Origin of the sequence: Burkholderia sp. Ac-20344, assembly GCF_017104975.1 — a bacterium.
In the GTDB taxonomy this organism is placed as follows: Bacteria; Pseudomonadota; Gammaproteobacteria; order Burkholderiales; family Burkholderiaceae; genus Burkholderia.
Genome location: NZ_JAAGPP010000338.1, coordinates 1 through 2,029, shown reverse-complemented (window position 1 = coordinate 2,029; position 2,029 = coordinate 1). Strand labels below are relative to the sequence as shown.

General features: G+C 62.3%; 3 protein-coding genes and 1 pseudogene. 3 read left to right on the top strand and 1 reads right to left on the bottom strand.

Going from position 1 to position 2,029, the window contains the following annotated elements; all coding sequences use genetic code 11:
- Window positions 1-817, bottom strand: an 817-nt coding sequence (istA, locus tag G3N64_RS38975; protein ID WP_205788876.1) for an IS21 family transposase, incomplete at its 3' end; no start/stop codon positions are given.
- 134 nt (window positions 818-951) lie between these two features.
- Between istA and G3N64_RS40310 the strand changes: the two genes are divergently transcribed.
- The 3 genes and pseudogenes from G3N64_RS40310 to G3N64_RS38965 form a co-directional block, all read left to right on the top strand.
- Window positions 952-1,077, top strand: coding sequence for a hypothetical protein (locus G3N64_RS40310; protein WP_277399166.1), 126 nt, complete (start codon window positions 952-954; stop codon window positions 1,075-1,077).
- Window positions 1,074-1,418, top strand: a complete 345-nt coding sequence (gene tnpB / locus G3N64_RS38970; RefSeq protein ID WP_205788875.1) for an IS66 family insertion sequence element accessory protein TnpB — start codon at window positions 1,074-1,076, stop codon at window positions 1,416-1,418. The genes G3N64_RS40310 and tnpB overlap by 4 nt, the downstream gene beginning before the upstream one ends.
- 30 nt (window positions 1,419-1,448) lie before the next feature.
- A pseudogene (locus G3N64_RS38965) lies at window positions 1,449-1,862 on the top strand (IS66 family transposase); the annotation flags it as partial.
- Between the last annotated feature and the right edge of the window lie 167 nt (window positions 1,863-2,029).

Genomic DNA, 2,029 nt, shown 5'->3' with positions numbered 1-2,029 from the left:
CGCGCAGCCATTTACTCACCTCGACGTTCGCAGTCACGGCGTCGAGCATCAAGCCGGATTGCTTGAGCTGGCTGGCCAGCGGCACATAGAAATTGCCGCGCAGATAGCGGTGGAATCGCTCGACCTTGCCCTTGGTCTGCGCACGGTATGGTTGGCACAGTCTGGGCAGGAAGGCGTATCGCTTGGCCAGGTCGAGCAACCCGGCGTGCCAGCGGTGTTGACCGTCGCCATACGCATCGCGCTCGACAACGATGGTCTTGGCGTTGTCGTAAAGGATCTCGCGAGGAACGCCGCCCAAGGCTTCGAACAGCGCATGATGACAAGCGACCAGCGTCTCGGCGCGTTCATCGGTGGTGAAGCGCGCCCAGCGCCAACGACTGAAGCCGAGCGTGGCGGTGAAGGCGTAAAGCGGGTCGGCGCCTCGACGGAAGACAACGAAATCGCACTGCATCTGCCGACCGGGCTCGGTCTCGAACCTCACGACCGGATCTGGCTTCGGCACGGACTTATGCGCGTTCATGAAAGCCTGAAGGCTTCGCAATTGGCCATCGTAGCCGCGCGCACGCAACTCGCGCAGCAGCGCCGGCGCGGCGATGATCTCGGGTGCGGCGGCAGCCATGCGATCGAGGATGTACGCCTCGAACGCCCCGAGCTTGGTTGGCCGCGGTTCACGCGGCTTGTAGCGCGGCACTTCCTCGGCCGACAGGTACCGCGCCACCGTATTGCGAGAAATGCCCAGGCGCCGCGCGATCTCGCGCTCCGATACGCCTTGGGCTTTGAGCACATGGATTTGCATCCACTGTTCCTTCTGGAGCATCGCCAGCCTTTGCGCGCAAAAGGCTGACTGTACTGAAAGGTGGCTCAGATTTACTTCGCGCGAAGTGGCTCATTATTACTTTGAGCCCAACATTGGTGCTGCGGGCGCCGGAGCCGACGGTAGCATCGGGAGCGATGAGCAGCGTACCGATGTCGACGCCCGTGTGCGAGATCGAGGTGGAGATCGGCAAGCGGCGCGTGAAAATTCGCGGCCTGTCTGCCGAGCGCACCGAAGCGTTCCTGCAGGAATGCCTGAAGTGATCGCGCTGCCGGCAGGCACGCGTATCTGGCTGGCGGCCGGCGTGACCGACATGCGTTGTGGGTTCCAGGGTCTGGCCGCGAAGGTGCAGACAGCACTCGAAGAGAATCAGCTGGGCGGCCACGTGTTCATCTTCCGCGGCCGTCGCGGCGATCTCGTGAAACTGCTTTGGGCGACCGACGACGGACTCTGGCTGCTCGCAAAGCGATTGGAGCGGGGCCGGTTTATTTGGCCCCAGGCCGACGGCGGAAAGATCCATCTGACGAGCGCCCAACTGTCGATGCTGCTCGAGGGCATCGACTGGCGACAGCCGCGACGTACCGCCGCTCTGTCGATGTTGTAAACCGCATCGAAGGCTCGTAAACTGCGACGCATGCCCAAACATGCGCCGCTTCCCGCCACCGTTGCTGAGCTCCAGGCTCTGGTGCTCGAACAGCAGGCATCGATCGCGAATATGGTGCGGGAGATCGCCGCCCGCGACGACGAGATTGAACGCCTGAAGGCGCAGATCGATAAACTCAGGCGGATGTACTTCGGTAGCAAGTCCGAAAAACTGGCTCGGCAGATCGATAAGCTCGAGGCGCAACTGGAAGACCTGACGGCCAGCCAGGGTGCTGCAGAGACGCGAGGGCACCGAGACAAGACGTCGACGGCGCCGCCCGGTCGGGCGCCCACGCGAGAGCCACTGCCACGGCACTTGCCCCGCGACGAAATCGAACTCAAGCCGGATCCAGCCTGCCCGAAGTGCGCGACACTGATGCAGTGGCTCGGCGAGGATGTATCCGAGCTGTCAACGTCGGACGTAATTTCCCCAGAAGGGGGTGCGGACAAAATCTTGGACTACCTTGGAGGTAGTTCATGTATTCATACGAAGACCGCGTTCGAGCGGTTCAGCTCTACATCAAGTACGGCAGGAGCGCAGCGGCAACTATTCGCGAGCTGGGATATCCTTCG

Excerpts from the sequence above, each read along its gene's own strand:
- G3N64_RS40310 (WP_277399166.1), top strand. The coding sequence starts at position 952 with ATGAGCAGCGTACCGATGTCGACGCCCGTGTGCGAGATCGAGGTGGAG.